At 58.2% G+C, this 25,906-nt stretch carries 21 protein-coding genes; 4 read left to right on the top strand and 17 right to left on the bottom strand.

Annotated elements, in window-relative coordinates; genetic code table 11:
* Positions 1-186 precede the first annotated feature (186 nt).
* Complete coding sequence (locus C4N24_RS03260) at positions 187-1,110, bottom strand: LysR family transcriptional regulator (protein ID WP_112090300.1); 924 nt, start codon at positions 1,108-1,110, stop codon at positions 187-189.
* Between the two features lie 173 nt (positions 1,111-1,283).
* Here C4N24_RS03260 and C4N24_RS03255 point away from each other — a divergent pair, with 173 nt between their 5' ends.
* From C4N24_RS03255 to C4N24_RS03240, 4 genes are all read left to right on the top strand, one after another.
* Positions 1,284-3,323: an FAD-binding protein gene (locus tag C4N24_RS03255; RefSeq protein ID WP_112090299.1), complete on the top strand. Its 2,040-nt coding sequence runs from the start codon at positions 1,284-1,286 to the stop codon at positions 3,321-3,323.
* A 201-nt stretch (positions 3,324-3,524) separates the two neighbouring features.
* Positions 3,525-4,445: an AAA family ATPase gene (locus C4N24_RS03250; protein ID WP_112090298.1), complete on the top strand. Its 921-nt coding sequence runs from the start codon at positions 3,525-3,527 to the stop codon at positions 4,443-4,445.
* Positions 4,445-6,199, top strand: a complete 1,755-nt coding sequence (locus C4N24_RS03245; RefSeq protein ID WP_112090297.1) for a hypothetical protein — start codon at positions 4,445-4,447, stop codon at positions 6,197-6,199. Before C4N24_RS03250 ends, C4N24_RS03245 begins: the two co-directional genes overlap by 1 nt.
* A gap of 382 nt (positions 6,200-6,581) precedes the next feature.
* Positions 6,582-7,340: a hypothetical protein gene (locus tag C4N24_RS03240; RefSeq protein WP_112090296.1), complete on the top strand. Its 759-nt coding sequence runs from the start codon at positions 6,582-6,584 to the stop codon at positions 7,338-7,340.
* A 176-nt stretch (positions 7,341-7,516) separates the two neighbouring features.
* Here the strand turns inward: C4N24_RS03240 and C4N24_RS03235 are convergent, their stop codons facing one another.
* The 16 genes from C4N24_RS03235 to C4N24_RS03160 all read right to left on the bottom strand — a co-directional run bounded on the left by C4N24_RS03235 (position 7,517) and on the right by C4N24_RS03160 (position 25,805).
* A complete protein-coding gene (locus C4N24_RS03235) occupies positions 7,517-9,244 on the bottom strand; it encodes a peptide ABC transporter substrate-binding protein (RefSeq protein ID WP_112090295.1) in 1,728 nt (575 codons plus the stop codon).
* A 214-nt stretch (positions 9,245-9,458) separates the two neighbouring features.
* Positions 9,459-10,454 (bottom strand): ABC transporter ATP-binding protein, encoded by a 996-nt coding sequence (locus tag C4N24_RS03230; protein WP_005923266.1) that lies wholly within the window; start codon positions 10,452-10,454, stop codon positions 9,459-9,461.
* On the bottom strand, positions 10,451-11,452 hold the full coding sequence (locus C4N24_RS03225; protein WP_005923264.1) for an ABC transporter ATP-binding protein: 1,002 nt from the start codon (positions 11,450-11,452) through the stop codon (positions 10,451-10,453). The genes C4N24_RS03230 and C4N24_RS03225 overlap by 4 nt, the downstream gene beginning before the upstream one ends.
* Before the next feature lie 14 nt (positions 11,453-11,466).
* Positions 11,467-12,516: an ABC transporter permease gene (locus C4N24_RS03220; RefSeq protein WP_112090294.1), complete on the bottom strand. Its 1,050-nt coding sequence runs from the start codon at positions 12,514-12,516 to the stop codon at positions 11,467-11,469.
* Between the two features lie 18 nt (positions 12,517-12,534).
* The gene (locus C4N24_RS03215) at positions 12,535-13,452 is read right to left on the bottom strand and encodes an ABC transporter permease (RefSeq protein ID WP_112090293.1); all 918 of its coding nucleotides are present in this window, start codon (positions 13,450-13,452) and stop codon (positions 12,535-12,537) included.
* A gap of 539 nt (positions 13,453-13,991) precedes the next feature.
* The gene (locus tag C4N24_RS03210; protein WP_005923257.1) at positions 13,992-14,780 is read right to left on the bottom strand and encodes a hypothetical protein; all 789 of its coding nucleotides are present in this window, start codon (positions 14,778-14,780) and stop codon (positions 13,992-13,994) included.
* Between the two features lie 64 nt (positions 14,781-14,844).
* On the bottom strand, positions 14,845-15,597 hold the full coding sequence (locus tag C4N24_RS03205; RefSeq protein WP_112090292.1) for a tyrosine-protein phosphatase: 753 nt from the start codon (positions 15,595-15,597) through the stop codon (positions 14,845-14,847).
* Between the two features lie 12 nt (positions 15,598-15,609).
* A complete protein-coding gene (locus tag C4N24_RS03200) occupies positions 15,610-16,377 on the bottom strand; it encodes a CpsD/CapB family tyrosine-protein kinase (RefSeq protein WP_112090291.1) in 768 nt (255 codons plus the stop codon).
* A 4-nt stretch (positions 16,378-16,381) separates the two neighbouring features.
* The gene (locus C4N24_RS03195; protein ID WP_112090290.1) at positions 16,382-17,092 is read right to left on the bottom strand and encodes a YveK family protein; all 711 of its coding nucleotides are present in this window, start codon (positions 17,090-17,092) and stop codon (positions 16,382-16,384) included.
* Between the two features lie 235 nt (positions 17,093-17,327).
* Positions 17,328-18,245: an ABC transporter permease gene (locus C4N24_RS03190; RefSeq protein WP_097785893.1), complete on the bottom strand. Its 918-nt coding sequence runs from the start codon at positions 18,243-18,245 to the stop codon at positions 17,328-17,330.
* A gap of 1 nt (position 18,246) precedes the next feature.
* Entirely contained in the window at positions 18,247-19,416 is a 1,170-nt protein-coding gene (locus C4N24_RS03185) for an ABC transporter permease (RefSeq protein WP_112090289.1), read from the bottom strand.
* A 3-nt stretch (positions 19,417-19,419) separates the two neighbouring features.
* Complete coding sequence (locus C4N24_RS03180) at positions 19,420-20,934, bottom strand: ABC transporter ATP-binding protein (protein WP_112090363.1); 1,515 nt, start codon at positions 20,932-20,934, stop codon at positions 19,420-19,422.
* A 265-nt stretch (positions 20,935-21,199) separates the two neighbouring features.
* Complete coding sequence (locus C4N24_RS03175; RefSeq protein ID WP_112090288.1) at positions 21,200-22,381, bottom strand: BMP family lipoprotein; 1,182 nt, start codon at positions 22,379-22,381, stop codon at positions 21,200-21,202.
* A 210-nt stretch (positions 22,382-22,591) separates the two neighbouring features.
* Positions 22,592-23,044, bottom strand: a complete 453-nt coding sequence (locus C4N24_RS03170) for a cytidine deaminase (protein ID WP_112090287.1) — start codon at positions 23,042-23,044, stop codon at positions 22,592-22,594.
* Between the two features lie 75 nt (positions 23,045-23,119).
* Entirely contained in the window at positions 23,120-23,839 is a 720-nt protein-coding gene (gene deoD, locus C4N24_RS03165) for a purine-nucleoside phosphorylase (protein WP_044960247.1), read from the bottom strand.
* 70 nt (positions 23,840-23,909) lie between these two features.
* Positions 23,910-25,805, bottom strand: coding sequence for a M23 family metallopeptidase (locus tag C4N24_RS03160; RefSeq protein ID WP_242983172.1), 1,896 nt, complete (start codon positions 25,803-25,805; stop codon positions 23,910-23,912).
* Between the last annotated feature and the right edge of the window lie 101 nt (positions 25,806-25,906).

Below are 25,906 nucleotides of genomic sequence, written 5' to 3'. Positions count from 1 at the left end.
CTGCAAAAATAGCACCTGTCGCCTTTTTAAGGCAGCAGGTGCTATTTTGTTTTACCCTCTCAGTCATCGCTGCGCGATGCCAGCTCCCCCGAGAGGGGGAGCTTTTCAGCATCTGTCGGTCAGCTGCAATAGGGCTCTCACCTCGGGAGAGCTGGCGCGAATGCGCCTGAGAGGGTTTCCGTTTTTTTATTCCTCCACCGGTTCCAGCTTCAGGCCGAACAGCTTTTCCGAGAGGGACGGCAGCTGTTGCTGCAACGCGCGGACATAAGCCATTACCACCGGGTCCTCGCGCTTTTGCCCCAGCACGATGCCAAACCGGTGTCCTCTGCCCCAGTCCAGCACCCGTACAAAGCTGAGGTCGGGTCTGCGGTAATAGACCGCCGGGACCATCTTGAGCGCCGGGTCTCCGTAGGCTGCACTGCGGATGCCGCCCACCGGCGTAAAGCTCACCCCGCGTTCCAGCCCCTCCTGTACCAGACTTGTCTCGTAAACGGTCTGGTACATTTCCTTGATAAGCAGCCAGCGGTACTGCAATGCCTGCTCTAAAGTCAGCCTGCCCACTGGCATATCGGCGGGCGGGTGGATGGGGATGCAAAGCTCCGGCACATAAAGCAGCGGCACAAAGGTAAGCCCCTGTGCGTAAAATTCTGCGCTTTCCAGCTGGAAGGAAAGATCCATCTCCCCTTTTTTCAGGCTGCGCCAAACCTCGCTGCGGTTGGCACACCACCCCAGAATGGGGGTATACCGCAGGCACAAGTCACTCGTCAGGGAAAACAGGTCGTATGCGAACATCCGCATTGCCTCATGACACCCTGCGATGATCAGATGTCTTTCCGGCGGGTTTTCCTGCTGCTGCACCGCGCGGGCATGGCGCACCGCCTGCTGATACAGGGCTACCAGCTGCTTTGCCTTGGGGTAAAAATCCTGCCCCGCCGGGGTCAGCACCACCCGGCGGGGCAGATGCTGGAACAGCTCAAACTGCAGCTGCCCTTCCAGCGTGCGGATCTGCTGCGAAAGTGCCGACTGGGAAAGATACAGTGCCTCTGCCGCCGCAGAAAAGCTGTTCATTTCCACGATCTTTACAAAGCCTTCCAGTGCGCTCTCGTTCATGCGTTTCTCCCTCCCGCGATACATTAGGTTACCCTAAATTATAATATAAAAAATATGAATTGTAAACAGCACCCTTCTACGCTACAATTGTTAAGGATTCAGCAAAGTACCTTTCACCTTGCTGCAGGATAAGAAGGAACACAAAGAAGAATAAAAAGAAAGAGAGCGTACCTATGAACAAGATCTCCCGTAAGGGCTTTATCAAGATTGCCGCTGCCGCCGCCATGAGCGGTGTGACCGCCGGTGCTCTGGCAGCCTGCAATGCCGCCTCCGGCTCTGCTTCCGCTTCCACTTCCGGTGCTGCCGGTCAGTACATTCCCGGCACCTACGAAGGCACTGCCGAGGGTATCTCCTCCACCGTCAAGGTCACCATGACCTTCTCCGACAGCGCTGTGACCGATGTGGTGGTGGACACCTCCGGCGAGACCGCTTCCTTCGGCGCTGCCGCTGCCGACGAGCTGCGCGAGCAGCTGATGGCTGCCGGTTCTGCCGAGATCGACGGCGTTTCCGGCTCCACCATCACCTCCGATGCCGTGATGAAGGCCGCCAAGAGCTGCTACGCACAGGCCAAGGGCGAGACCGTGGTCTCCAGCGTGCAGCTGCCCACCGGTGACGAGAACGACTGGCTGGGCAAAGAGCCCGACATCGACGAGGCTGCCATCACCGAGACCGTGGACACCGACATCCTGATCGTGGGCGCAGGCAACGGCGGTATGTTTGCTGCCGCCTATGCTGCTGCCAACGGCCTGAACTTCCGTGTTATCGAGCAGAACGCCAACGTGCAGGACACCCGTCACTGGTACGGCGCTGTTGATTCTGCTGCCGCTAAGGAGGCTGGCGAACCCGCCACCGATAAGGCAAAGCTGCTGAGCGAGATCTCCCGCTACGCCTCCGGCAAGTGCGACCAGCGCGTGGTCAAGACCTGGATCAACGAGTCTGCCGCCATGCACGACTTCATGCGCAGCATTCTGGAGGATAAGTACGGCTGGGTGTGCGATTTCACCTCCGGCAGCGAGGCTGCATGGCCCGCAGAGAATGCCGAGCACAACACCGACTACCTCTACCCTGTGCAGGAGCACAACTACATGGCCAGCGAGAGCGCTTCCGGCACACCCCGCAACGAGCTGCTGCTGCAGTACATTCAGGAGCTGGGCTACGATGTGGACTTCAAGACCAGCCTTGCCAAGCTGGAAAAGAACAGCGATGGCCGCATTACCGGCATCATCGCCCAGAGCACCGAGGATGACCACTTCATCCGCTACAACGCCAATCAGGGCGTGCTGCTGGCCTGCGGCGGCTTCCCCGGCAACCCCTACATGATGGAGCAGCTGGACCCGCTGGGCACCAGCGTGACCACTGCCTGCTCCTACTCCCCCGCCGACAAGGGCTACGGCATCCGCGCTGCTGTGTGGGCAGGCGCTAATCTGGACAAGGAAGCCGCTCCCATGCTGTTTGACCGCGGCATCGTAGCCCCCGGTGTGGATGCCGGTTATGTGGACAGCGACTCCGCCTTTGGCGGCAAGGCTTTCCCCGGTAAAATCCGCCAGTATAATCCCGGCACCCAGCCCTTCCTGAAGGTGAACCGCAACGGCGAGCGCTTTGCCAACGAGAGCTGCCCCTACAACGATATCGTCTACGCTGCCGCCCACCAGCCGGGCCGCGTCTACGCACAGATCTGCGATGCCAACATTTTGGAGGACGCAAAGCGTTTCCACACCATCGGCTGCTCTGCCCAGACCCGCAACGGCGGTGAAAAGTACATTCAGGGCAAGATGGACGAGGCTATCGAGGCCGGTGCACTGTTCAAGTGCGATACTCTGGACGAGCTGGCCGACAAGATGGGCTTTACCGGCGCTGCCAAGGATACCTTCCTTGCTACCGTGGAGCGCTACAATGAGCTGTACGATAAGCAGAACGATGAGGACTTCGGCAAGCCCGCTTACCGCCTGAGCGCCATTCGCACCGCGCCCTTCTACGGCTGCTGGCTGGGTGCTTCCCTGCTGACCACTGAGCAGGGCATCGCCATCAACGAAAAGGGTCAGGCTCTGGACACCAACAACCAGCCCATGGAGGGTCTGTACATCACCGGTGATATGTCCGGCAGCTTCTTTGCCAACAACTACCCCTGCCTGATGGCCGGTGTGGCTATGGGCCGCACCCTGACCTTCGCCATGAAGGCCATCAAGCAGATGGCCGGTCTGGAAAACGCCTGATAAAGCGCAGTTCTCCGGCATACTCTAAGCGTTTCTTCTTTTCTTCTTTTTCATGTGAAGAGGGGCGGTCCCATTTGGGGCTGCCCCTCTTTGCGTTTTGCCCCGCACGCCCCCTACACAAATGGCCGCGATTGTGCTATGATAAGGCTGAAAACCGGGCAGTTCATTCCCGCCCGGTCAGAGATCGAGGTGTTTGTACAAATGTCGGATATTCTGGATACCTTACGGCAGGAAGGGGTGGACCCCGCCCTGCTTACGGCGGTGCAGGAATACCGCGCCGCCCATCCGCTCAGCGAGACGCTGCGCCCGCGTATCCCCGCCCCTGCCTTTACCTACTACGGCAAGGAGGTGTGGGAGCAGGCGCTGGCGGCTATCCTCTGCGGCGAAAACCTGCTGCTGGCCGGCGGAAAGGCCACCGGCAAAAACGTGCTGGCAGAAAACCTTGCCGCCGCCTTTGGCCGTCCTGCGTGGGACATCTCCTTTCATGTAAACATGGACGCCGCCTCCCTCATCGGCATGGATACCTTTGCGGGCGGACAGGTGGTGTTCCGTCCCGGGCCGGTGTACCGCTGCGCACAGTGCGGCGGCTTCGGCGTGCTGGACGAGATCAACATGGCCAAAAACGAGGCGCTGGCGGTGCTGCACGCGGTACTGGATTTCCGCCGCGCCATCGACGTGCCCGGGTACGACCGCATCCCGCTGGCTGAGGAGACCCGCTTTATCGCCACCATGAACTACGGCTACGCGGGCACCCGGGAGCTGAACGAAGCGCTCACCTCCCGCTTTGCGGTGGTGCAGATGCCCACCATTACGCAGGATAATCTGGAAAAGCTGCTGCGGGCGCAGTTCCCGGATCTTGCCGCCAAATATGTGCACCAGTTTGCACTGCTGTTTCTGGACCTGCAGAAAAAGTGCGACAGTGCCGAGATCTCCACCAAGGCGCTGGATCTGCGCGGTATGCTGGACGCGCTGCGGCTGATCCGCAGGGGCATCCCCGCCGGGGCGGCGCTGGATATGGGCATCACCAACAAGGCCTTTGACTCCTACGAGCAGGGACTGATCCGGGACGTGATCGCCGCGCGCATCCCGGCCAAGCTGGATGCCGGAAAGCTGTTTGCCTGATGGACGCCCAGAGCTACACCGCGCAGGAGCGGCGTGCGGCCAATCAGGTCTGGGCCGCTGCTGGTGCTTACGGCTTCGAGCCGCTGTTTCTGGCCCGCAACACGGACGGCACCATTGATTTTTACATGAACTGCATCGTGGGGCTGGTGCACAAATACTACGGTGACGCGCTGATCCGGGACATTTTTTCCGCATGGGAGGGCGACACGCGCCAGCCCATGCTGGACGATATGGCGTGGCTGTACTTAGAAAACGCCGCCTACCGGCTGGAGCTGCCCCGCCGCCCGGTGCTGGAAGCGCTGCGGTTTGCCCACGCGGACTACTTTTTTGCCATTCAGTACAAGCTTTCGCGGCAGGAGTGGATGGCGAAAAACCAGCTGGTGTACACCATGCAGGCTGCACGCTGGCGCAAGGTGCTGGGACGCACCGCTCCGGTCATGACTCCTTACGAGAGCAGCCTTGCCGCAGCGCTGGCACCGGAGAACATACCGGAGCCCGCGTTGCTCAAAAAAGACCTGCTGGCGTTGTTTGCAAAGTTCGCCCTGTTTGACGGCAAGGTGCGCCAAAAGCCCGCGCTGCACCTGCGGCTACAGGGCTTTTGGGCAAAGCTGGCTACCAAAGCCATGCCCACCCAGATGATCAAGACCGACCGGGTGACGGTGGAGCATTCCGGCGCGGTGGATGCCGCAGGCAGCGGGCTGGCGGTGGACAAGCGCCGGGCAAACATTACCCTGAAGCAGCGCGCCGCGCAGGATCGCGCCTACATTGAAAGCTGCTTTGGGCGCTGTTTCTACCCGCCGGAGCAGCTGCGCAAGACCGAGCAGGAGTTGTGCACCGGGGTGCATCTGGGCTGTCATCTGTGGTTCAGCGCCGGTGTACCCAGCCCAGCGCAGGCACCCACCCCGGAGGCGCGGCAGCTGGCGCAGCAGGCCGAATTACAGGCCGAACGCAACCGCGCCTACTATGCCAAAAATCAGGAGCTGCACCGCAGCGTGGTGCTGCGCCTTACCGAGCAGATCCGCAACTGCATTCTGGTGCATCAGCAGCCCGACCAGCGGATAGCGCGCAGCGGTGATCTGTGCGCCGGGCGGGTGTGGCGTGCCCCTTACCTGAACGATGACCGGGTGTTTTTGTGCCCGGAGGAGGAGAACTGCCCCGCCTTTACAGTGGATCTGCTACTGGACGCTTCCGCTTCCCGCCTGCACTGTCAGGAAGTGATCGCGGCGCAGGGTGTTATTCTGGCCGAAAGTCTGGCCAACTGCGGCATTCCGGTGCGGGTAAGCGCCTTCAGCAGCCTGCGGGGCTATACCGTGCTACGGGTGCTGAAAGGCTTTGCGGACAAAAACCGGCAGAATATCTTCCGTTACTTCGCCTCAGGCTGGAACCGGGACGGTCTGGCGCTGCGGGCAGCAGGTGATTTGATCCGGTATGCCCCCGGCCCTGCCCCGCGCCACCTGATGATCCTGCTGACCGATGCCAGCCCCAACGACAGCCGCCGCATCCCACCCACAGCGGAGAACCCGCTGGGCTGCGCCTACGAGGACGCCGCCGGTGTAGCCGACACCGCCGCGCAGGTGCGCACCTTGCAGCGGCAGGGCGTGCGGGTGTCTGCCGTTTTTATGGGCGAGGACAGCAGCGCCGGTGCCGCCGCGCAGATCTACGGCAAAAACATGGCACGCATCCGCGGCATGGATCAGCTTGCCCGCGCTGCCGGACGGCTGATCCAGAACGAGATCCGGGAACTTGGCGACTGAAAAAACAAAACGACCCCTGTGGGAGCAGTTCCGGCCTTAGCCGGCATCTCCCGCAGGGGTCGTTTTTTACAACCGCACATCTCAGTGCACAACCATACTTTGAACTTTTGTTTGCAATGCGCTGTAGATTTTTGCAAAAATTTGTTGTTTCGGAAAACTTACAGTTGTTTTTCATTCAAAGGTATGCTATACTATGTTCAGAGAAGTTTTATGCAGCCTGACGGCCCGATCACCCGGCTGGCGCTTTTACAACGTTTCGCTGTTTGCTTTTGTCGTAAGGCAAGAAATTAGTGCAACATTCAAACAGCATATTTGCGATATGCAATTCAACGTTGTTGCTGTTGCATTAAAAAGTTGAATTGCTATAGGAAGGAGATCAATCATGGACGCTTCCCGTTATTTTGACGCCATGCACAACGCCATGTCCACCCAGCACGTCGGTGCACAGTTGCTGCTTACCGTCCGTTTGCAGGATACCTGCGGCAACGACGCCTATCTTGAAGTAAAACAGCTGCCCGGGGAGCAAAGCGCCCTTGTGTGCTACTCCACCATGGGGCGGCGCTGCCTGAATTTCCAGCTGTTCCGCAAGGGCTGGCAGCTGTGCCACAATGCGGATGGGCAGTTGACCGGGCGTTTTCCGTCCAGTGCCGACAGCCTGCTGAGCCAGACCGACTTCCGCGCCTACTGCCGGGAGGATCGGCTGGATGCCGCCCGCACCCAGCGCCTTATTGAGGAGCTGGGGCAGCGCGCCGGGACCAACTATGTTGGCTCCATCCCGCAGAATGCCCGCACCGGCGCACAGATCACAGTCGAAAGCCACCTTGGCTGCGGTGCACGCTGGAGCTACTGGAATCAGGACACTTCTCCCTGCCTGCCGCTGGGCGCAATTTTGTACTGGCTGGCAGATTTTCTGGCCGGGAACGAGCGCCGTGCCTTGCAGTCTGACCCGCAGGCTGCCGCACTGGCTGCGCAGTGGCTGGCAAAGGACACTGCTGTGTTCTTCTGCCCCTCCCCTGCCCTGACGGTATCCTCTGCGACCGGTCATAGTGCTCCTGCTACACGGCGCACCCGCCCCGCGCCGGTGCCTGCCGCACGCAGCAAGAGCTGGCAGAGCGTTCTGGCTGCCATGGCTGCGGTGTAAGCTGGTACCTTTTCAATCTGGTTTACATATAAAAGACGAGTGCTCGGCAAAACCGAGCACTCGTCTTTTTTGCAGGATAACAGCAAAAAAGCACCCCGCCAACCGTTTCCGGTCAGCGGGGTGCTTAGTGCTTAGAGTTTACGGTTCAGCTTACGCTGCACAGCACAGGGAGGAGATCACTCCTCGATGTAGCCGTACTGGAAGTACCAGTAGCCGTAGGGGCTGTGCCAGACGCCCTTCAGAGAAGAGCTCTGCAGCCAGAAGTCGTTGTAGTAAGCAACGGGGATGCAGCCCATATCCTCCATCAGGATGTCCTCAGCCTTATGCAGCTGCGCAAAGTGCTCGGCAGGATCAGCAACCTTGGAAGCCTCCATAGCAGCATCGAAGTCAGGGTTGGAGTACTTACCATCATTGTTGCCGTTGTCGGTGCAGAACATCTCGATCATGTTGGAAGGATCGTTGTAGTCCATGACCCAGCCGTTACGGGCAACATCGTACTCGCCGGCACGGCGAGCAGCGGTGAAGGCAGACCACTCCATCTTGCTGATGCTCAAAGTGATGCCCAGATCGCCCCAAGTCTGCTGCAGGTACTCTGCCAGAGGCACATGGTAGCCGGAATCGTTGGTGCTGTACTCGATGGTGGGGAAGCCCTCGCCATTGGGGTAGCCAGCGTCCTCCAGCAGCTTTTTAGCCTCGGCCATATTTGCCTCGTAGTCATCAGCAATGTAGGGAGAACCGCCGTTCGCGTTGTCGTAGAAGTAGCCCTGCTCGTCCACGATGCCAGGGCCGACAATGTTGGAAGCAGCAGAGTAGGTGCCCTGCATGATGGTGTTGGCAACGTAGTCGCGGTCGATAGCCAGAGCCAGAGCCTTGCGGACCTTGGCATCCTGGAAGGCATCGCGCTGCAGGTTCATGCTGACGTAATAGGTGCCCAGAATGGTGTCAACATAGAAGTCGCCGCCGTCCTCTGCCTTGGTCAGGCTGGGGATCTCGTCGGTGGGCACGTCCTTGATCAGGACAGCCTCGCCGCTGTTATAAGCAGCGAAGGAAGCGGAAGAGTCCTCCAGCAGCAGCAGGGTGATGCTGTCGGAAACGATCTTGGAGTTATCCCAGCCGCCAACGTAGTTGGGGTTCTTGGTCAGGACGATACGCTCGGAGGGAGTCCACTCGGTGATCATGTAGGGGCCATTGGAGACGAAGGTCTCAGCGGAGGTGCACCATGCATCGCCGTTGGCCTCAACGGTAGCCTGCTGCACAGGGCTCATGGATGCGAATGCGGCCATCTTGTCGAAGTAGGAGCAGGGGTAGGACAGCACGATGGTCAGGGTCTTGCCGTCATCGCTTGCCTTAACGTTCAGAGCATCGGGGTTGGGCTCTGCAGTGGGGTTGCCGTCTGCATCGGGGAAGCCGGCAGCTGCGTCGTAGCCGTCGATCATGCCCAGGCAGGTCGCTGCATAGGGAGCAGCGGTAGCAGGATCAGCCATACGCTTGAAGCTGTACTCGAAGTCCTTAGCAGTCAGGTCGGTGCCATCGCTCCACTTCAGACCGTCACGCATGGTGAAGGTCCAGGTCAGGCCGTCCTCGCTTTCTTCCCAGCTCTCAGCCTGGCCACCAATAACTTCGTTGTTCTCGTTGATGATCAGCAGGGGCTCGAAGATGGTGATGATGGTGTTGGCGCCATCAACAGCGCTGTTCAAAGAGGGATCCAGAGTCTCGGGGTTGGGGCCGTACTGGACGGTGAAGCCAGCGGTGTTGACACTGCCGGTAGAAGAGCCAGCAGCGGAAGAAGCAGTGCCGGAGGTTGCGGTAGAACCGGACTTGCTGCCGCCACAGGCTGCCAGACCCAGAGCAGCGGCACCCACGCCTGCAACCTTGAGGAAATTACGACGAGAAATGCGTTTCATAATAATATCCTTCCCTTATATCAAATTTGAGTGTGCCAGGTTCCCCCAGCCGCCTCTATATTCGATCCGGTGCAAATGTACACCGGAGGAACACGAATGATTATAATGCGTTCTCACGGCGGTTACAAGTCCAAAACTTGGACTGTAACCATTTTGTGACAACATTTCAGCGCTAAGTTGAATTGCTTTCACCTTTTACTGATGTGAAGTGTTCTCACTTCACGCGGTCAAGGTGATGGCAGGCTGCCCAGTGGCCGGTGGAGACCTCCTTGAACTCGGGCACCTCGTTGGCGCACTGCTCATCTGCATAGGGGCAGCGGGTGCGGAAACGGCAGCCGGACGGCGGGTTCAGGGGGCTGGGCACATCGCCCTGCAGCACGATACGCTTGGACTGGCGAGCCGTAATGGGGTCTGCCACCGGAATAGCGGAAATCAGGCTGCGGGTGTAGGGGTGGATGCTGTGGGTGATCAGCTCGTAGCTGTCGGCCAGCTCCACCATCTTGCCCAGATACATCACGCCGATGCGGTTGGAGATGTGCTTGACAACGCTCAGGTCATGGGCGATGAACAGGTAGGTCAGACCCATCTCCTGCTGCAGATCCTCGAACATATTGACGACCTGAGCCTGAATGGAAACGTCCAGTGCAGAGACAGGCTCGTCACAAACGATGAACTCGGGGTTCACGGCCAGTGCACGGGCAATGCCCACGCGCTGACGCTGACCGCCGGAGAACTCGTGGCAGTAGCGGTTTGCGTGCTCGCTGTTCAGGCCAACGCGCTCCAGCAGGGCGATGATCTTATCGTGGCGGTCCTTTTCGTTCTCGGCCAGATGATGGATATCAATGCCCTCACCCACGATGTCGCCAATGGTCATGCGGGGGTCCAGACTTGCGTAAGGATCCTGAAAAACGATCTGCATCCGGCGGCGGTAGGGCAGCATATCCACTGCGATCTTGTTGTCCTTATCGAACAGCAGGTTGCCGTCATAGTAGATCTTGCCGCCGGTGGGCTCGTACAGGCGCAGCAGGGTGCGGCCGGTAGTGGTCTTGCCACAACCGGACTCGCCTACCAGACCAAGGGTCTCGCCCTTGCGGATGGCAAAGCTTACGTCATCCACAGCCTGAACGTACTTGCGGTTCTTGCCCACACCGCCGGCGGGGAAATACTGCTGCAGGTGCTGGACTTCAACCAGCGTCTTATGTTCACTCATTCTGCCTTTTCCCCTTTCTCAAATGCAGCCTTCTGCTGCAGCCAGCAGTAGGTATAGTGGGTATCGCTGAGCTCGGTGCGCGGGGGCATCTTGCTCAGACAAATCTTCATGCAGTTCTTGCAGCGGGGCGCAAAGGGGCAGCCGGCCGGCGGATTCAGCAGATCCACAGGGGTACCCTCGATGGGCACAAGGCGCTCGTGCTCTGCGGTGTTCAGCTTGGGGATGGAGTTGATCAGACCCTTGGTGTACTCGTGACCCGGCTGGTAGAAGATCTCGTCGGTGGTGCCGTACTCCACGATGTGGCCGGCGTACATGACGGCGATCTTCTCGCACATGGAAGCCACAACGCCCAGATCGTGGGTGATCATGATGATGCTCATGCCCAGCTTCTTGCGCAGATCCTGCATCAGCTCAAGGATCTGTGCCTGAATGGTCACGTCCAGTGCGGTGGTAGGCTCGTCAGCGATCAGCAGCTTGGGCTCACAGGCCAGTGCAATCGCGATCATCACGCGCTGGCGCATACCGCCGGACAGCTCGTGGGGGTACTGCTTCAGGCGCTTCTCGGGCTCATTGATGCCAACCAGCTCCAGCAGTTCCTTGGCGCGTGCCCATGCATCGGCCTTGTTCTTATCGGTGTGCAGGCGGATGACCTCCACGATCTGGTTACCGATGGTGTACACCGGGTTCAGGCTGGTCATGGGGTCCTGGAAGATGATGGAGACCTCGTTGCCGCGGATCTTGCGGAAGTCCTTCTCCTTCATGTTCTCGATCTCGTGGCCGTTAAACCACACCTTGCCGCCCACCAGCTTGCCGGGATAAGCGGTCAGGCCCATAACGGAGTAGGCGGTGACCGACTTACCGGAGCCGGACTCACCCACAACGCCCAGAACATCGCCCTGATTCATGGTAAAGGAAACGCCGTTCAGTGCCTTTACTTCGCCCGCAGGGGTGAAGAAAGAAAGGCGTTCTTCTTTGATGTCAAGAATTTTCTCGCTCATTTCTGTTCACCTCATCAATTCTTCAGCTTCGGGTCAAAGGCATCGCGCAGGCCATCGCCGAACAGGTTGAACACAAGGATCATCACGCTGATCATCAGTGCGGGAGCGATCAGCAGATGGGGGTAGGTGTTCATGCCCTTGACGGCATCGGTAGCCAGAGAACCCAGAGAAGGCAGCGGGGCTGCAACACCCAGACCGATGAAGCTCAGGTAGCTCTCAGTAAAGATGGAAGCCGGGATCTGCAGGGTGGTGGTAACGATCAGGGTACCGATGCAGTTGGTGAGCAGATGCTTTTTGATGATACGGCCGCTGGAAGCGCCCAGTGCGCGGGCAGCGGTAACGTACTCGCTCTCCTTCAGGATCAGGATCTGGCTGCGGACGATACGCGCCATACCGACCCAGTACAGCAGAGCAAAGATGATGAAGATGGAGATCATGTTGGGGCCAAGGGTCTGCATCCACTTGAAGCCGGGCTGGGTGGACAGCTTGTCCAGCGGGTCCTTCAGGGCCATGCCCAGCAGGATGATCAACAGAATGTCCGGGATGGTGTACAGAATATCGGTGATACGCATCATGATATTGTCCACCCAGCCGCCGGCAAAAGCCGCAACCGCACCATAGGTGGCGCCGATGATCAGCACCAGCACAGAAGCGATCAGACCAACAGACAGGCTAACGCGGGTGCCCATCATGATACGCACAGCGAAGTCACGACCCATACGGTCGGTGCCCAGAATGTGCGGGAACACCTTTTCGCCTGCGTCGATACGCGCCTGCTCGGAGACAGAGTATTCGAAGGGCTTCAGGTTGTTGCTGCCCTTCATCTGCTCGGAATAGCTGTAAGGCCAGACGGCGGGCAGCAGATAGGCAAAGATGGCAATGGCAATGATGAACACAAAGCTGACCATGGCGATCTTGTTCTTCTTCAGGCGGCGGATACCGTCCTTCCAGAAGTTGACGCTTTCGCGCATGACCACCAGGCTCTGCTTTTCCTCATTGCTGGCGGGCAGAAAATCCTCCGCGTTGAGCTGCAGGCTGAGCGGATTCTTTTTAATGTTTTCCATGAAAATCGCTCCTTTCTCTTACTGCAGTTTGATGCGCGGGTCGATGATCTTATAAAGGATATCCACGATCACGTTTGCAATGATGACCATGCTGGACAGCAGGATGGTGGTGCCCATGATCATGGTGTAGTCACGGTTGGTGATAGCAGACACGAAATCGCGGCCCAGACCGGGCACGGAGAAGATCTTTTCCACCACAAAAGAACCGGTCATCAGGCTGGCCAGCATGGGGCCAACGTAGGTGATGACAGGCAGAATGGCGTTGCGCAGTGCGTGCTTGAACAGGATCATAAACTGGGACACGCCCTTTGCGCGGGCAGTGCGCATATAGTCCTGACCCATGACGTCCAGCAGGCTGGAGCGCATCAGACGGGTGATATAAGCCGAGGGATAGATGGCCAGTGCGGTAACCGGCATGATATAGGCGGCTGCGCTGTTCAGGCCAACGGTGGGCAGCACCTTCATGTTCATACCAAACTGGTACAAAAGCAGCACGCTGGAGATAAAGCTGGGGATCGCGATGCCGCAGGTAGCAAACACGATAATAACGTTATCCAGCCACTTGCCGCGGTTATAAGCGGAAATGCAGCCCAGCGGGATGCCCACGCACAGAGCCACCACCACTGCAATGCCTGCCAGACGGCAGGACACCGGCAGTTTGCTGGCGATGATCTGGTTCACGGTACGGCCGCGCTGACGCAGGCTCAGACCCAGATCGCCGTGCAGAAGGCTCTCCATGTAGTTGACGTACTGCACACCCAGCGGCTTATCCAGGCCATACTTTTCGGCCAGAGCCTGCTGAGCAGCGGCACTGATGGACTTTTCTGCCACGAACGGGCCACCGGGGACCAGGTTCATGACAAAAAAGGTAACCGTAGCCACAATAAAGATACTGAAGATACCCATTGCGACACGCTTGATGATGTACTTTGCCATCGTTTGATGCCACTCCAATCCTATCAATGAATTACTGTTTTTGCTCTCAGGCCGAGCCACACTTTCCCGCAGTCCGCCAGCCTCACACATAGCGGACGTCTGTCCTTGGCACGCGGACAGAAAAGCGAATAATAAAACGATGGCATCTTGCGGTTGCATAAACACCATCGTCCATACCCGAGAAACACTCTATCTATTATAAAGATAACCACGATTTTTGTCAATTTACATGAAAAGAATTCACTTCATTATAGCAAAGCATGAGTGAAATCTTATACTTTATACAAATTTCCTGTACATTTGTAGGTAAAAGTGCTACTTTTCCGGCCTTTTGGGGGATTGTTCCGTTGGCGCGTACAATCCGCCCTCCCCTGTCGGCGTAAAAGGCAGCGTCTCTGCCGCAGAGTCATCCGTCCATGTCATCGGCATTTTTCTCCATGTTGGAGGAAACTTGGCAAAAAAGACCACCCGCAGCCCCTTCTCCGGCACGGTCGGTGCCCGGGAGATATGCTGCGGGTGGTCATGGGTCGTTTTGCGGGTCAGGAGTACAATTTTGCGGTCAGCTGGGAGTACATGGCGCTCTTTTGTGCCTTATAGGAAGCCATTGCCTGATCAGCCAAGGCGGTGCTCTGGCCGTTGGCGGTCAGCACAGTGCGCATCTGGCTGACGATGTTCTCCACTTCCTTATCGTAAGATGCCTGCATCGCATACAGTCTGCCGCTTCTCGCCAGTGCAATGGAGATTTTGCGCGCCTGTGTCTGCTGAGACTCCGGCAGCGCCTTGTATTCTGCCTTTGCCCCGGCAATGCAGCTGTTCAGCTCCGACTCAGCGCGCGCCTTGACACTGTACAGCTGCTTCAGCAGCGCCTTGACCTCCGTCTCGTAGGCAGCTTCCTGTTTACCGGAAGAGGACGCCGGTTTTTCTGCGGCAGAAGCAGTGCTGGAGCCGGATGTGCCGGTAGTGTTCTCCTTCTTGCCGGAAGAGGACGCATTGCTGCTCTCCGTCTGGGAGCCAGAGCTCCCCGAGGAAGCGGCAGAACCTGCTTCCTCCTGCGGAGCACTGGCCGCCGCCTCCTGTTCCCCGCCGCTGGATGCAGCAGCTTCGCCGGTCAGCTCCTCCAGCGTGATCTCGCCGCTGAGCAGCTTATCCAGATCATCATCCGTCAGGGTGAACTGTGTGCTGTCCGCCGGGGCATCCGGCAGGGTTTCCGGCAGACTGGCTGCCATGCTGCGAAGATAGAGCAGCACACCAAGGACAGCTGCTGCCAACAATGCCACCAGCGTGCCCAGCACGATCAACACGATTTTCAGGACCTTATTTTTCTTCATATCAAAATCCGCTGCCCGGACAGAGTATTCCTCCGCCCGGGCAGTTTTCTCCTTACTAATTGGATCAGACCCACATTCCCAAAAACTTTTTGGGCTGATGCAGGGTCGCAGCGTCCAGCTCCTGATCATGGAACAGTTCATCGCCGTTGCGCACGATGCGGGCAGCCGTCTCCTTGCCAAGCAGCTTTTCCAGCTGCTGCACGCCCTGTGCCATACGGGGCGGGCGCTTGTCCGGGGAATGGGTGTCGGTGGAGATGACATGGACCAATCCCCACTGAATGAACTTGCACAGTTTTTTGCACAGCTTGGGCTCCAGCAGTGCCCCTGCATTGATCTGTGCATAAGCACCGGCGGCCACCCAGTCGTACAGCAGAGTGGGGTCCTCCAGCACATAGGGATAGCGCTCGATATGCGCGATCAGCGGCACGATGCCCTGCTGCTGCAGCTGGTACAGCGTCTGCCGGATAAAGTGCGGCTTGTGGGTGGTGGGAAACTCCAGCAGCAGATAGGCGGTATCCCCCATACACAGCGCCCGGGTATCCAGCTCGCACAGACCGGGAGAGAAGAACACCTCTGCGCCCAGCTTGAAGTCAAACTGCATGGGCTGTCCCTCCAGTGCGGCGGTCAGCTGCTCAAAGGCAGCCTGCCGCTTTGCTGTAAAGGCTTCCACCGTGGTACGTTCGCTGTTGAAGTGGCTGGTGAAGGCGATATTGCGCACACCGTCCTCATATTCCCTGCGCAGCAGCTCCAGCGAGACTGCTGTATCCTTTGCGCCGTCATCAATGCCGGGCAAAATGTGACAATGCAGATCAGTCATAGCAGCGCTTCCTTATTCAACAACATCAGCCTTCTGTTTTTCGTAGGCATAATTGTAATTATAGGCATAGCTGTATGCGTAGCTGGAGCCCTTGAGCGCCTTCTTCATGTCGTAGCGGGTCAGCACGCTGCCCAGCACCCGGACACCGGCATCCTGCAGCTTTTTCACTGCGCCGCGCACCGCATCGGCGGGGGCGTAGTCCGAGCGCACAACGAAAACCGCGCCGTCCACATAGCGGCCGATGACGGCTGCATCGGTGACCACGGACACCGGGGGTGCATCAAAGATGACCACATCGAACTTTTCCCGCAGGGTGTTGACCATGGCCTGCATCTGCGGCTGGCTCAGCATCTCGGAGGGGTTCGGCGGCGGGGTACCTGCGGGCAGGAAGGTCAGATTCATTTCCTTCAGCTCCTGCAGCGCCTCGTCCAGCGTGCACTGGTTGGACAGCACGTTGGAAACGCCCTTTACGTTGTGACCGGCCTTCAGATAGCGGTGCAGCACCGGCTTGCGCAGGTCGCAATCCACCAGAGCCACCTTTTTGCCGCTTTCGGCCATCGTCATCGCCAGATTGACCGCCACATTGCTCTTGGATTCCTCCGGCACGGTACTGGTGATGACCAGCGTGTGCACGTCCATGGAGCCCGCCATAAAGTCCAGATTGGTGCGCAGAGACTTATAGGCCTCCACATAGCCAAAGGGCATCCCCTTATCGGTGATCAGCTGCAGGGTACGGTGCTCGCCGTCAGTTTTGTTCTTTTTGTTAAACAGATTCCACATCGTCTTACACCTCCGGGATCAGGCCCAGCACGGGCAGGCCGAGCTTCTTCTGAACATCTTCGTCATCCACAATGGTATCGTGCAGCAGGTGTGCCAGCACCAGCACGCCGCACACCACCACAGCGCCCAGCAGACCGGCCAGCACAACGTACTTCTTGGTCTGGGGGAACACCTTGTTGGGATCGATGATCACATCGCTCACCGCCTTGCAGGAACCGGCTTCCACCTTTTCCACCAGCACATCGGGCACGATGTCGGCAATGGTCTGTGCGATCTCGCCTGCGCGCTCTGCATCGGTATCGGTGACCGTGATCTGCATGATCTGGGTAGAGTCCACATCGGCAACATCCACCATCTTATACAACTCGGTGTAGGTCATATCCAGATCCAGTTTGTCGATCACCTCGTTCAGCACGGTGTTGCCCTTGATGATGACCGCATAGGTGCTGATCAGGTTCTTGGCAGAGTTGAAGTTATCACTGGTAAAGGTAGAGGAATTATCCTGCCGGGTGTTCACGATCATATTGATAGAAGCCTGATACTTGGGTGTAAGCGCAAACATACACACCAGCAGGCAGATCAGCGCTGCCGCAACAGCTGCTGCCACGATCTGCACAATATGCGCCCACAGCAGGCGCGCCAACTCCATCAGATCAATGGTCTCCTCGTCCTCCATGCTTCGGAGCGGCTGTCCCATAGTTGTTTTTTCGTCCATAGTAGAGAAACTCACCTTTCTTGTTGTTCCGCAGTGCAAGAAATGTACACCGGGTTCCTATAGATACACATTCGTTTTTTAATGATAACATATCCCGGCGTATTTTACAAGCAGAAAATGCCATTTTCTGCCGGCAAACAGATGAACAAAATTTGCCATTTCCCGTACAAAAAAGGGCATCCGCAGCACTTTGATGGCTGCGGATGCCCTTTTTATGGATTTTTAGCGAAAGCGTTTAACGGGAGCCCTTGTCGTAGGGAATACCCTCGGCCTTGGGTGCCATGCTGTTCTTGGAAGTGAAGGCCAGAATGACCATGGATGCCACGAAGGGCATCATATTATAGATGTTGCTGGACCAGTGCAGCTGTGCAAGGAAGGTGGAGTCTGCAATGTTGGCAAGACTCTTGAACACAGCAAAGAACATGGCTGCGCCAAAGATGTGGAAGGGCTTCCACTGGCCAAAGATCATAACTGCCAGTGCCAGAAAGCCTGCACCGGCCACGCCGACTTCAAAGTTCCAGGTCTGCACCGGGGGCACGATATAAGCCAGACCGCCGATCGCGCCCAGCGCACCGGAAAGGATGACACCGGCGTAGCGCATCTTGTAGACGTTGATGCCCACCGAGTCCGCAGCCTGCGGATGCTCGCCGCAGGCACGCAGACGCAGGCCGAAGCGGGTCTTGTACAGCACGATATAGCTGACCACCAGCAAGATCAGCCCCAGCGGCACGAACACGCTGAGCTCCAGCCCGCCGATGCTGAACAGGAAGGGCTTGTTGGAGTAGTTCAGCTTGGCGCTGCCGCTCTCGCTGAAGTACTTGGAGATGACCACGGCAATGGCGGTAGCCAGCAGGTTCAGTGCCGTGCCGCCGATGGTCTGGTCCGCCTTCAGGTTGATGGAAGCAAAAGCCAGCAGCAGGCTGTAGATCACGCCCGCCAGCGCTGCCACCAGAATGGAGATCAGCACCACAAGGAAGGGCGAAAGGCTTGCAGGCAGCATGGTCAGGGTAAGCACACCGGCCACACCGCCGATGACCATAATGCCCTCCAGTGCAATGTTGATGATGCCGGAATGTTCGCTGAACATACCGCCCAGTGCCACCAGCATCAGCACGATGCCGTACAGCAGGGTATATTTGATCAGAAGCAGCATATTACTTGCCCTCCTTTTTGGTCTTTTCTGCGGCAGGCGCAGGCTCTGCGTTCACATTGGTCTTTTCGGCATTTCGGAACAGCAGGCTCTGGATCTTGCCCCGGAACAGCATGGAGAATGCGCACAGGTAGATGATGATGCCGCTGATCAGATCCGAGATCTCAGTGGGGTAGAATTTGGTGGACAGGAAGGAGCCGCCGACCGAGATATGGGAGATGAACAGCGCAGAGAACACGGTACCGATGGGGTTCGAGCTTGCCAGCAGTGCCACCGAGATACCGTTGAAGCCCATGCCCGGCAGGCTGGTGGAGTTCAGCGGGTTCCACTGGGACACGTTGGACAGATAGAACAGACCTGCGCCGAAGCCCGCCAGCGCACCGGCAATGGCCATGGAGAGGATGATGTTCTTCTTCTCGTTGATACCGGCATAGCGGGCGGCGTTCTTGTTCAGGCCAACGGCCTTGAGCTCGTAGCCGAAGGTGGTCTTGTTCAGCACCACCCAGATCAGCACAGCCACCGCTGCCGCCAAGAAGATGGCAATGGTGGTGCTGTTGGTCTGGAACAGCTTGTTCAGGCCGAAGTCCGGGATCAGGGACTGGGCAAAATCGGCGTTCTTACTCAGGTTCAAAGTACGGGTGTTGCGCACGTCGTACATGGGGCCGGTGCCGTTCTGGTAGATGAGCTCATTTACCAGATACAGGCCGATCCAGTTGAACATAATGGAGGTAATGACCTCGTTGATGTTGAAGTAGGCCTTGAAAAAGCCGGGGATCGCGCCCCACAGGCCGCCCAGCACTGCTGCTGCCAGCAGGCAGACGAACCAAGGCAGCTTGAGCATAATGGCGCAGTACAGCGCACCGTAAGCGCCCAGCGTGTACTGACCGGCTGCACCGATGTTGAACAGGCCAGTCTTGAAGGCAAACGCCACGGACAAGCCGGTCATGATCAGGGGTGCGGCATTGGCAAGCTCCTTGCCTACGCCGTAGGGGGCATCGTGGAAGCCGCCCTTGATGATGCGCACAAAGCCATCGTCCCATGCGTGTGCGGGGTTGATGGCTACCAGCACCAGAAAGCCCACCAGCAAACCAATCAGGATGCACAGCAGTGCAGCCAGCACGCTGGTAACAGAGCTTTGCAGGCTGCCGCCGCGGGAAAGTTTTTTCTTATTCATGTGTTACTGCTCCTCCTTTCCCTGCTTGCGGGCGCCTGCCATATACAGACCCAGCTCCTGCACGGTGGTGGTCTTGGGGTCAAACTCGCCCACGATCTCGCCCTCGTACATTACAAGGATGCGGTCAGAAAGGTTCATCACCTCGTCCAGCTCCAAGCTGACCAGCAGCACGGCCTTGCCCTTGTCGCGCTCGGCCACGATCTGGCGGTGAATGTACTCAATGGCACCCACGTCCAGACCACGGGTGGGCTGCACTGCCACCAGCAGCTTGGGGTCGCGGTCGATCTCGCGGGCGATGATTGCCTTCTGCTGGTTGCCGCCGGACATACTGCGCACGGTGGTCACACTGCCCTGACCGCTGCGCACGTCGTACTGCTCGATCAGCCGGTCGGAGTACTCGCGCACCTTATCGGCACGGATAAAGCCGCCCTTCTGGAACTCCGGCTGCCAGTAGCGCTGCAGCACGATGTTGTTTTCCAGACTGAAATCCAGCACCAGACCGTGCTTGTGGCGGTCCTCCGGGATGTGACCCATGCCGTCCTTGGAGCGCTGGCGGATGCTCTCGTGGGTGATATCCTTGCCGTCCAGCGTAAGCTTGCCGCTAGACAGCTTGCTCAGGCCGGTCAGGCCGTAGATGAACTCGGTCTGGCCGTTGCCCTCGATGCCCGCCAGACAAACGATCTCGCCTGCGTGCACCTTGAAGGACACATCCTTCACCACGTCCTTCTTGCGCTGGTCGTTGTGGATGGTAACATTCTCCACGTCCAGCACGGTCTCGCCGGGGTGTGCGGGCTGCTTTTCTACCTGCAGCTGCACGTCACGACCCACCATGCGGCGGGAAAGCTCTTCCTTGGTAGTGTCCTTGATATCCACCGTGCCCATATATTTGCCCTTGCGCAGCACGGTGCAGCGGTCAGCCACAGCCATGATCTCGTTGAGCTTATGGGTAATGAACAGGATGGACTTGCCCTCCTTCTTGAACCCGCGCATGATCTCCATCAGCTCGTCGATCTCCTGCGGGGTCAGCACAGCGGTGGGCTCGTCAAAGATCAGGATCTCGTTGTCGCGGTACAGCATCTTCAGGATCTCCACGCGCTGCTGCATACCCACCGAGATATCGCTGACGAGTGCGTCCGGGTCTACCCGCAGACCGTACTTTTCGCTCAGCGCCATCACCTTTTTGCGTGCCTCGGCCTTCTGCAAAAAGCCCATCTTGTTGGGCTCCACGCCCAGAATGATGTTGTCCAACACGCTGAAGCATTCCACCAGCTTGAAGTGCTGATGCACCATGCCGATGCCCAGTGCGTTGGCATCATTGGGGTTGCGGATGGCGACCTCCTTGCCGTTTTTCAGGATCTTGCCCTGTTCCGGCTGATACAGGCCGAACAGCACGCTCATCAGCGTACTTTTGCCCGCACCGTTCTCGCCCAGAAGGGCGTGTACCTCGCCCTTGCGCAGCTGCAGGGTGATATCATCGTTTGCCTTGATACCGGGGAATTCCTTGGTAATGTGGAGCATCTCGATCACATAATCCTCTGCCAATCTGCTCACTCTCCTTTCGTGCCGTAACGACACCTTTTCTATACTACAAACCATTATACCTGATTTTTTGCAGTTTGCACACGGCTTTTTGATTTTTTGTCAAAAAGCACAAGTAAAAGTATTACTTTTGTACGGTCTGCACGATTTCCAATCTGATTCTCCCACACAGGCATACAAAAAGGGCGGGGTGCCCCTGCATGAGCACCCCGCCCCTATTACGGGAGTAATTCCGGGAAAGCGATTACTGGATGTAGTTGACCTTGGTGAACTCGCTGACGGTGGGCTTGGTAGCGTCGTCGGAGCTGTTGTCCACAACGAGCTCGCCGGAAGCGATCTTGGTCTTCAGGGTCTCGTACTCGTCCTTGGTGAAGGTCTTGAAGTTCCAGCTGTCATCAGCAGTGGGCAGACCAACGTAGTCGCCGTCCTCCAGACCGAAGTTGCCGTTGGTAGCAGCGATGTTGCTCCACTCGCCGGCCTCGATGTTGCCCAGAGCGGTGCTGACAGACTCAGACAGACCCTTCATGGCAGAGGTGATGAACGGGTTGTAAGCGTAGCCGTCCTTTGCCACGCCGTTGACACCGATGTAGTTCTGGTCAACGTCAACGCCCACAACGTAGCCGTTGTTCTTCAGAGCAGCCTCAACAGCGGAAGTGTAGATGCCGCCGCCGCAGGCAAAGACGATCTGAGTGCCGTTGGCATACCAGCCCTCCATACGGGAGGTGATGTTGGCATCGCCGTAGAACTGGCCGCCGTAGAAGTAGTTGATGTCAATGTTGGTGCCCAGCTCCTTTGCAGCAGCGTCAGCGCCCTGCACATAGCCGTAGCCGTAACGGATCACAGCGGGCACAGCCATGCCGCCCAGGAAGCCCAGCTTGGTGTAGCCGTCCTTAACAACGGCGTAGCCTGCCAGATAGCCTGCCTGCTCCTCCTTGAAGGTGATGCAGTAGCAGTTGGCGGGGATGCTGTCGGTGCCGATATCGCCCTGAGTCACATCGATAGCGATGAGCTTGACGTCGGGGTACTGCTCAGCAGCCCATGCCAGAGAGGCACCGTACAGGTAGCCAACGCAGACGATAACGTCAGCGCCATCGTTGACAGCCTGACGGATCATGGTCTCGCGATCCTCATCGGAAGCATCGGAATCGGGGATGTAGTACTGGCAGTTATCGCCCATGTAGCTGGAAACAGCAGCCCAGCAAGCCTGGTTGAAGCTCTCATCATCGATCGTGCCGGTATCGCAGGTCAGAGCGACCTTGGCGATCTTCTCAGCGCCGTCTGCTGCGCCGGAAGCGGCGGCAGAGCTGGCAGCGGCGGAAGAAGCAGTGCTGGTAGAAGAAGCGGAAGAACCGCCGCAGGCGGTCAGAGCAGCGGCAGCGGCAGCAGCACCGGCCACAGCCAGAAAGTTACGACGAGAAATCTTCATAAGAAACTCTCCTTTTATTTTAAAAAATTGCGTCAAAAGAATGAAATGTGCGCTCTGGCACATTTGCTGGCTCAAGTATAGCGGGTGGAAGTGACAGATGCAAGCAATTTCCGATTACAAATTCTTTACAAATCCCTTGTATAATTTATAAAAAAGCAATGCTTATTCACCAATTTTCCCCTGCTTGCGCTGTTTTTCAAAGAAGAACACTTACTCCCCTTCCACGGCGCTGTTGCCCGCCACGTTGGAGGGGCCAAAGCCGAAGGGCAGCAGCTCATCCATGCTGCGCTCGATGAAATCCTCCGGGGTCTTTGCCATAATGACGTTCAGCTCCGGCCCGCCAAACTCGAATAGTGCCTGACGGCACACCCCGCAGGGCGAGGTGATCTGCCGGTTCACTTCGCCCCGGCGGCTGCCCACCACGGCGATATCCGTAAACGCGGTCACGCCCTCGGCCACCGCCTTGAACAGGGCGGTGCGCTCGGCGCAGCTGGTGGGGGTAAAGGCGGCGTTCTCCACGTTGCAGCCGGTAAAGATGCGGCCGTCCGCAGCGCGCAGCGCAGCGCCCACCATAAAATCACTGTAAGGTACATAGGCCTTTTCCCGCGCGACCAGTGCCATGCGGATCAGCTCCTGCTTTTCTTCCATGGTCAATTTTGTCATGCCGTTTCCTCCTTTTATGGGCAAAAACAGCGCGGCTGTGCCTTGGGGCGGCAGCCGCGCTGGAAAATTATGCGATCAGTACTCTGCGCCCAGAGCGACCTTCATCATATCGGTAAAGCTCTTCTGGCGCTCCTCGGCGGTGGTGATGCCGGGGGCCACAAAGCTGTCCGAGATGGTCAACAGGCAGGCGGCGTTCTTGCCCAGCACCTGCGCGTTGGCAAACAGGGCAAAGCTTTCCATCTCCACGCACAGGCAGCCATCCTCGTCCCGCAGCTTTTCCCAGTAGGTGGGCTTTGCGTCCGAGGGCTGGCGGTAGAACACATCCGAGGAGTGGATGTTGCCCTCGATCAGGGGGATGCCCTGCTTTGCAGCGGAGGCACGCAGCTTTTCGTTCAAAGCTGCACTGGGCAGGGTGATGTTGCCGGTAAATCCGCTCTGTACCCGGGCGTAGTTGCTCTCGCTCACAGCGCCGGTAGCCAGCACGGTGTCGAACAGCTTAGCCTTTTCGGTATAGCTGCCGGCAGAGCCGATGCGGATGATGTTCTCCACGCCGTAGAAGCTGAACAGCTCGTAGGAGTAGATGCCGATGGAGGGCATACCCATACCGCTGCCCATCACGCTGATGGGACGGCCTTCGTAGGTGCCGGTAAAGCCCAGCATCCCGCGCACACCGGTCACCTGCCGGACATCCTGCAAAAAGGTATCGGCAATAAACTTGGCACGCAGGGGGTCACCCGGCATAAGGACTGTCTTGGCGAAATCGCCCATTTCTGCGCTGATGTGAGGGGTAGACATAGATGATCTCTCCTTTTTATTCAAGATACAGCAGAGGGGCTTTCCCCTGTGGAAAAGCCCTTGCTGCTATTTACCGATATTTGCTGCGGTTGAACACGTTCTGCGGTGCGATGTAAGAGCCGTTGCGCCGGATCTCGAAGTGGCAGTGGTTGCCGCTGGAACGTCCGGTACTGCCCACATAGCCGATGAGCTGCCCCTGCTTGACCGACTGACCGGCGTGCACCACCAGCGACAAGCAGTGGGCGTACAAGGTGGTGTAGCCGTTGCCATGGCTGATGATGATGGAGTTGCCGTAGCCGTTGCCTGCACCGGCGCGGTTATAGCCGGCCTTGGTCACCGTACCGCCTGCCGAAGCATAGATAGGCGTACCGGCGGCGGCGCAGATATCTACGCCCTTGTGGCTGCCGCCGTACCAGCGGGAGCAGTTCCGATAGCCGGGCACCGGCCAGATAAACTGTCCTCTGCCGGTGATATAGGATGCACCGGAGGACACCTTTTTGGTGCCCACCGTAACTTTTTCGGTCACAGGCTCCTTGGTCACCACAGTGCTCAAAATCTGCTGGGAAAGCTGATTGCCGTTTGCATCGTACACCCGCTGTGCCGTCACGGTGCGGATGCCGTTCTCGCCCTTCTGGGTAACGCGCTTGGTACCGGAGTTCAGCTCGTTGGACTTGGTGGTCTCGGTGGTGTAGGCGATCTCTTCCTCCCAGCTTTCCACCTTGGTGATGCGCACCTCCAGCGTTTCCTCCTCCCGCACCACGGTCAGTGCATCGCCGGGCAGGATCTTGGAGTTCTGGGTCAGGCCGTTTTCGCCGTTGGCGGTAAAGCCGGTGTTCATTTCGCACAGTTCCTTCACGGTCAGGCCGTTTTTCTGGGCAATGGACCAGATGGTATCGCCGTTCTGCACCGTATAGGATTTTTCTGCCTGCTGCACGCCAGAGAGCAGCTGCTCCACCTCGGCTTCCTCCTGAAAGCTCTCGTTGAAGTAGATGCCGTTTTCCAGCGTGACATCCTTGTTGAAGCCCACGGTGGTGTTGGGGTCGTCCGGGTTCTCGTAGGGTTCCAGCAGGCTGCTGATGTATCGTTGCAGACCGGTGCCGTCCGCGCATACGGCGGTCAGCTCGCCGTCCAGATACAAAGCCGTACCCTCGCTGATCTGGTCGCTGGAGGTTTTGAGGATAGCGTCAGCCACGTCATTTTCGTCCATCACGTCATGGGCGACGGTCACGGAATAAGTAGGCTCCACGGTAAAGCGCGCCTGCTCTGTACCGGAATAGTTGATACGCTGCTGCACAGCCTCCAGCGCAGAGTTGAACACCTCTTCGTTGGCCACATAGCCCACAGTTTTATCGTCCACCTGCACCTGCAAAGCGTAAGGCTGACGGATGGTGGTCTGGAACACCGTCACCATAACAGCCAGTGCTGCCGCCGGCAGCACATACATGGCCATGCGGGGCACAAGGCGGATGTTATCGGCGATGCCCTCCGCAATGAAGTGCCCGCTTGCGCGCAGCGCAGCGCCAAAGCCTTTTTGCTTGCGCACCCGGTGTGCGTGGCGCAGCAGCGCCCCGGTGCCCCGCAGGGCAAGCACCACCGGGCCAAACAGATCCCGCAGCAGCCGCGCCGCCCCGGGAAAGGCCATGGATGCAATATTTTTCAGCAGATCTCTGCCCATCTGCAGCAGACGCTGCAGCCCGTGCTGCAAACGGCGCCCGGTACGGATGACCGCATACTCGGCGGAAAAGCCGATGGCGTACAGCGTCTCGCCCACCATGGGCGCTACGGGGTTGTGCAGCAGCTTATGCCACAGCGTTTCCCGGCGGTGCTGACGCTTGCGGCGCAGTCTGTGCCGCCGCAGCACACCCCGGCACTGGAGCTGTGCCCACAGCGAGCGCAGCTTTTGGCGGCGGGTCTGCCGTACCGGCTGCGCAGCGGGCTGCTGCTCCTTTGTTTTATCTTCAGTCAACGGGATTTTCTCCTTCCTGCGCCGCTGCAGGGCATTTTTTCGGCCCGGAACGCAGCAGCTAGATGGTGTACGTTCCCCTGTTCAAAAGGCCAACAGGGCCT

Origin of the sequence: Faecalibacterium prausnitzii (assembly GCF_003287405.1) — a bacterium.
GTDB lineage: Bacteria > Bacillota > Clostridia > Oscillospirales > Ruminococcaceae > Faecalibacterium > Faecalibacterium intestinale.
Note: the sequence above shows the minus strand (reverse complement) of the source record. Positions and strands in the feature narration are given on the sequence as shown.

What these genes read in the sequence shown, in the direction of transcription:
- C4N24_RS03245 (WP_112090297.1), top strand. Translation starts at nt 4,445, where the DNA reads ATGGACGCCCAGAGCTACACCGCGCAGGAGCGGCGTGCGGCCAATCAG.
- C4N24_RS03220 (WP_112090294.1), bottom strand. Translation starts at nt 12,516, where the DNA reads ATGGAAAACATTAAAAAGAATCCGCTCAGCCTGCAGCTCAACGCGGAG.
- C4N24_RS03225 (WP_005923264.1), bottom strand. Translation starts at nt 11,452, where the DNA reads ATGAGCGAGAAAATTCTTGACATCAAAGAAGAACGCCTTTCTTTCTTC.
- C4N24_RS03170 (WP_112090287.1), bottom strand. Translation starts at nt 23,044, where the DNA reads ATGACAAAATTGACCATGGAAGAAAAGCAGGAGCTGATCCGCATGGCA.
- C4N24_RS03240 (WP_112090296.1), top strand. Translation starts at nt 6,582, where the DNA reads ATGGACGCTTCCCGTTATTTTGACGCCATGCACAACGCCATGTCCACC.
- C4N24_RS03215 (WP_112090293.1), bottom strand. Translation starts at nt 13,452, where the DNA reads ATGGCAAAGTACATCATCAAGCGTGTCGCAATGGGTATCTTCAGTATC.
- C4N24_RS03230 (WP_005923266.1), bottom strand. Translation starts at nt 10,454, where the DNA reads ATGAGTGAACATAAGACGCTGGTTGAAGTCCAGCACCTGCAGCAGTAT.
- C4N24_RS03250 (WP_112090298.1), top strand. Translation starts at nt 3,525, where the DNA reads ATGTCGGATATTCTGGATACCTTACGGCAGGAAGGGGTGGACCCCGCC.
- C4N24_RS03260 (WP_112090300.1), bottom strand. Translation starts at nt 1,110, where the DNA reads ATGAACGAGAGCGCACTGGAAGGCTTTGTAAAGATCGTGGAAATGAAC.
- C4N24_RS03235 (WP_112090295.1), bottom strand. Translation starts at nt 9,244, where the DNA reads ATGAAACGCATTTCTCGTCGTAATTTCCTCAAGGTTGCAGGCGTGGGT.
- C4N24_RS03180 (WP_112090363.1), bottom strand. Translation starts at nt 20,934, where the DNA reads ATGCTCCACATTACCAAGGAATTCCCCGGTATCAAGGCAAACGATGAT.
- C4N24_RS03190 (WP_097785893.1), bottom strand. Translation starts at nt 18,245, where the DNA reads ATGCTGCTTCTGATCAAATATACCCTGCTGTACGGCATCGTGCTGATG.
- C4N24_RS03200 (WP_112090291.1), bottom strand. Translation starts at nt 16,377, where the DNA reads ATGTGGAATCTGTTTAACAAAAAGAACAAAACTGACGGCGAGCACCGT.
- C4N24_RS03255 (WP_112090299.1), top strand. Translation starts at nt 1,284, where the DNA reads ATGAACAAGATCTCCCGTAAGGGCTTTATCAAGATTGCCGCTGCCGCC.
- C4N24_RS03210 (WP_005923257.1), bottom strand. Translation starts at nt 14,780, where the DNA reads ATGAAGAAAAATAAGGTCCTGAAAATCGTGTTGATCGTGCTGGGCACG.
- deoD (WP_044960247.1), bottom strand. Translation starts at nt 23,839, where the DNA reads ATGTCTACCCCTCACATCAGCGCAGAAATGGGCGATTTCGCCAAGACA.
- C4N24_RS03175 (WP_112090288.1), bottom strand. Translation starts at nt 22,381, where the DNA reads ATGAAGATTTCTCGTCGTAACTTTCTGGCTGTGGCCGGTGCTGCTGCC.
- C4N24_RS03205 (WP_112090292.1), bottom strand. Translation starts at nt 15,597, where the DNA reads ATGACTGATCTGCATTGTCACATTTTGCCCGGCATTGATGACGGCGCA.
- C4N24_RS03185 (WP_112090289.1), bottom strand. Translation starts at nt 19,416, where the DNA reads ATGAATAAGAAAAAACTTTCCCGCGGCGGCAGCCTGCAAAGCTCTGTT.
- C4N24_RS03195 (WP_112090290.1), bottom strand. Translation starts at nt 17,092, where the DNA reads ATGGACGAAAAAACAACTATGGGACAGCCGCTCCGAAGCATGGAGGAC.